Below are 2,817 nucleotides of genomic sequence, written 5' to 3' on the forward strand. Positions count from 1 at the left end.
ACCGTGGGCACGCCGGTGACCTTCGTCCCCCGGTAGCCCGGGTCCGGGACGGAAAGCGGCCCCTCCCCCGCCGCGTTCCACGCGCTCACCGCGTACCAGTAGTCCCAACAGGGATCGAGGGTGGTCGAGGTGTCGTCGTAGGAGGTCGTGGTGGTCTCCGCGATCTGGGTGAACGTGCCCTCGTTGCCCGTCTCGGACCGGTACACGGCGTAGCTCGTGGCCCCGGTCACGCCCGACCAGGTGACGCGGATCTTGTCCGTGTACGTCCCATCGCTTGCCGCGACGCTCTTCACCTGACCGGGCACGGCACCCCCGCCGCCGCCCCCGCCCCCGCCGGCCTGGGCGTAGCCGGAGTCGGCGGCGGAGAACGCGCTGCACCCGGCGGCGTTGCACGCCTTGACCTTGTACCAATAGGTCGTCCCCACGGTCACGCCCGTGTCGTCGTAGGTTAGGCTGGCCGTCTCGCCGATCTTCGTGTACGTGCCGCCCTCGGCCGTGGACCGGTGGACCTCGTACGTGGCCGTCCCGGCCGCGGCGTTCCACGCGACCCGCACCCGATCGCTGTAGGTGCCATCGCTGGCGGCGACCCCGGTGGGCACGGCGGGGATCGTGGCCTGGGCGTAGCCGGAGTCGGCTGCGGAGAAGGCGCTGCATCCGGCGTCGCTACAGGCCCGGACCTTGTACCAGTACACGCGCCCGGGGACGACATCGGTGTCGTCGAAGGAGGTGCCGGTGGCGATGCCCCGCAGGTTGTAGGGCCCGCCCTGGGCTACGTCGCGGTACACCTCGTACCGGGTGGCGCCGATGGCGGCGGTCCAGGTGACGCGGACCCGGGTGGTGTAGGTGCCGTCGGAGGCGGCGACCCCGGTGGGCACGGAGGGAACGCCTTCGCCTTGGGCATAGCCGGAGTCGGCGGCGGAGAACGCGCTGCATCCGGCGGCGTTGCACGCCTTGACCTTGTACCAGTAGCTCACGTTGACGGTGACCGTGGTGTCGTGGTAGGTCGTGGTGGTGGACTGGCCAATCTCGGTGTAGGAGCCGTCCTCGCTCGCGGCGCGGTACACCCGGTACCGGTCGGCCCGGTCCACCCCCTGCCAGGACACGACCACCCGATCCGGGTAGATCCCGTCGGAGGCGGCGACCCCGGTGGGGGCCGGTGGGGCGAGCCACGGGAACAGGGCGCACCCGGCGAGCCCCAACCCGAGGGCCATTGCCAGAACCAAGAACAGAATCCACCTGCTGTCGTTCACGACCGGCTGTCGAATGTTCTCCATGTCCGCCCCTCCAAGCGACGCGAGATTCGGCTGGCGCCATCATACCATCATAGGGATTGCCGCGGCCAGCGCCAACAGGGCGCCCCCACCCCGGAGGCCCGTAGTCGACCCCCCATCGTCGGCCATGAAGGCCGACGCCACCGGTTTCCTTTCCCCCTTGTGGGAGAGGGTGGGGGAAGTTGGGGTCGTCCTCGTGCCGCGAGCACCCTCTCCCTGACCCTCCCCCTTCAAGGGGGAGGGGACCATGGACTGCGGACCACGCACTCCCCCGGGAACGGCGGGCGCTGGGCAAGAGACGAACGTCCAACACCACGCGGACGGGCCGGATTCGGAGGGGGAACCCCCCCGGGTACCGTGAGGCACCCTCACCCACAAGGGAAGAGGGGGAACGGGCGCGGCGAGAGCCGTTCTGAACGTGGCCCGAAGGGGGTGAGCGGCGTCGCTATTCCCGACGGGCGTTTCGCGCGGGCCGGATTTGACCGGGAGGCGCGGGGGCGCTAAGATACGGGCCGTTGGCGCGGCGGACGAAGAGGGCAAGGCTTGACCGCGGAAAAACGGCGTGTTAGGATGCGTGCAAGCGGCTTTCTTCGGTCGCGTGATGGTAGCAGGTATGGCAGCTGGGGAGGTGGTGAGCGGTTGGCACAACTCACAAAGGAGGCGTCATGAAGGGCACAATAGCAGCTTCGGTCGGTGAACGGAAAGGAGGTTTGGCGTTGAAAAGAAGAGGGTTTCTGATCGGACTTGTGGTCGCCGTGGCGCTTTCGGCCACGGCGTGGGGCTTTGAGCCCTATTTCTCGGACGCGGCCGGCAACAAGCTCGGCACGGTCTGGGAGGGGCAGCAGATCTACATCGCGGTGAAGGACCCCGACAAGGGGGCGTGCGGGATCGACCAGTTCCCGGTGGACCTCGTGGTGTTCGACTTCAAGACGGGCGCCTACCTCGGGTACGTCTACGGCACCGAGCAGACCTCGTCCGCCACGATCACCAACGCCGTGTTCCGGGAGATGGGCGGGATCGGTTCCGGCCTGTACTTCTGGGTCGCAGGGAAGAACTCGAGCACGAAGGTCGCCCTCCAGGTCGGGAAGCGCGATGACTACTCCGCGATCGAGGGGCAGACCCACATCTTGGGAACCGTTTCCCCGTCCACGATCAAGGACTGGAGTGATAAAACGCTCAGCGACGTAGGCTGGAAGGAAGGGGCCTGGGAGTACGTGGATCAGGACGTGTTGGGTGACCCCGACCTGACGAACGACATTACTCCCGTGGACGTTGGCGTGACGGCGCTTCCCAAGAACAAGGCGGCGGCGCGGGTCGACTTCGAGGGGTTCACGCACGCGCTGAACGCGACCCCCGGGAACAACAAGATCGTGGGTCGGTTCGAGAACAACGACACCCTGGTCCTCATCGCCGCCGACCGGACCGACGAGCGGAACATCGATCAAGACCAGATCAAGATCCACGACACCGTGGGGAAGCTGACCGTGGTGCCGTCCCGGCTCGAGTACGGGTGCGGCCCGGCGTGCCAGAACATCATCATCAAGGT

2 protein-coding genes are annotated in these 2,817 nt (G+C 67.6%); one reads left to right on the plus strand and one right to left on the minus strand.

Annotated features, from left to right (window positions below; all coding sequences use genetic code 11):
* A partial coding sequence (locus NUV94_08035) for a hypothetical protein (GenBank protein ID MCR4392686.1) occupies window positions 1-1,274 on the minus strand: 1,274 nt, incomplete at its 3' end.
* Window positions 1,275-1,987: 713 nt separating this feature from the next.
* Here NUV94_08035 and NUV94_08040 point away from each other — a divergent pair.
* Window positions 1,988-2,817, plus strand: an 830-nt coding sequence (locus tag NUV94_08040; protein MCR4392687.1) for a hypothetical protein, incomplete at its 3' end; no start/stop codon positions are given.

This window comes from Candidatus Acetothermia bacterium, from assembly GCA_024653305.1.
In the GTDB taxonomy this organism is placed as follows: domain Bacteria; phylum Bipolaricaulota; class Bipolaricaulia; order Bipolaricaulales; family Bipolaricaulaceae; genus JACIWI01.